The organism is Rhizobium sp. PRIMUS64 (genome assembly GCF_023006465.1).
Classification (GTDB): Bacteria; Pseudomonadota; Alphaproteobacteria; order Rhizobiales; family Rhizobiaceae; genus Rhizobium; species Rhizobium leguminosarum.
Genome location: NZ_JALBGX010000307.1, coordinates 1 through 831, shown reverse-complemented (window position 1 = coordinate 831; position 831 = coordinate 1). Strand labels below are relative to the sequence as shown.

Annotated in this window: 1 protein-coding gene; it reads right to left on the bottom strand. The window is 60.0% G+C overall.

Annotation, left to right across the window (positions count from 1 at the left end; all coding sequences use genetic code 11):
• A partial coding sequence (locus MOV76_RS39265; RefSeq protein ID WP_309506934.1) for a nitrogenase component 1 occupies window positions 1-831 on the bottom strand: 831 nt, incomplete at both ends.

Genomic DNA, 831 nt, shown 5'->3' with positions numbered 1-831 from the left:
ATTGTATTCCATCCACGGGATGCCGTATTTTTCCTCCATGTGCCGACAGATGTAGTTCATCGAGCGGTAGCAGTGGATGAGGTTCAGCTTGGCCTTTGGCGCGCGCTCGACTTCAGCGAGCGTGGCATCACCCGACCAGTTGCCGACCACGCGCAGCCCCACCTCCTCCAATAGAATACGCGTAGCCCACGCGTCGCCACCGATATTGTAGTCGCCGACGACGTTGACATCGTAAGGGCCGGTCTCAAACTCGACTTCGTTCTTGTCGAAAACCCAGTCACGGATGGCGTCGTTGGCGATGTGATGGCCGAGCGATTGCGAGACGCCGCGGAAGCCCTCGCAGCGCACCGGCACGATCGTCTTTTCGTGCTCCTTGGCCTTCTTGCGCGACACCGCCTCAATGTCGTCGCCAATCAGCCCGATCGGGCATTCCGACTGCACGCTGATGCCGTTGTTGAGGGGGAAAAGCTCCTCGATCTCGTCGATGACCTGTTCAAGCTTCTTGTCGCCGCCGAACACGATGTCCTTTTCCTGGAAGTCTGAGGTGAACTGCAGCGTCACGAACGTGTCGATGCCCGTCAGGCCGACGTAGTAGTTGCGGCGTTGCGACCAGGAATAATGACCGCAACCGACCGGCCCGTGCGAGATGTGGACCATGTCCTTGACCGGCCCCCATACCACGCCTTTGGAGCCGGCATAGGCGCAGCCGCGGATCGTCATCACGCCCGGAATGGACTTGATGTTCGATTTGACGTCGCATTCGGAAAGGGCCTTCGGCTCATCGCCAGGCTCGTCGCGGCTCGTTGCGACGCTGAGGTGCTTCTTGCGGCG